The organism is Streptococcus oralis (assembly GCF_001588645.1).
Taxonomy (GTDB): domain Bacteria; phylum Bacillota; class Bacilli; order Lactobacillales; family Streptococcaceae; genus Streptococcus; species Streptococcus oralis_AB.
In genome coordinates this window covers 1-401 of the sequence record NZ_LAYF01000049.1, presented here as the reverse complement: position 1 = coordinate 401, position 401 = coordinate 1, and the positions used below count along the sequence as shown (strand labels likewise).

Annotated in this window: 1 pseudogene; it reads left to right on the top strand. The window is 49.1% G+C overall.

Features of this window, described 5'->3' with window-relative positions:
* Positions 1–401 (top strand): annotated as a pseudogene (locus A0739_RS09780) (transketolase); the annotation flags it as partial.

The following is a 401-nucleotide window of genomic DNA, read 5'->3' as shown; positions in this document are numbered from 1 at the left end:
TTGGAAACAGCTGGTAGAGGACTACAAGCAAGCCCATCCAGAGTTGGCAGAAGAAGTAGCAGCTATCATTGCTGGTCAAGATCCAGTAGAGATTAAGCCAGAAGACTTCCCAGTGCTTGAAAATGGCTTCTCTCAAGCGACCCGTAATTCTAGTCAGGATGCTCTCAATGCAGCAGCTAAGGTGCTTCCAACTTTCCTCGGCGGTTCTGCTGACTTGGCTCATTCCAATATGACCTACATCAAGGAAGACGGTCTGCAGGATGATGCCCACCGTCTCAACCGCAACATCCAATTTGGTGTGCGCGAGTTTGCCATGGGAACAATTCTTAACGGTATGGCGCTTCATGGTGGGCTTCGCGTTTACGGTGGAACCTTCTTCGTCTTTTCAGACTATGTTAAGG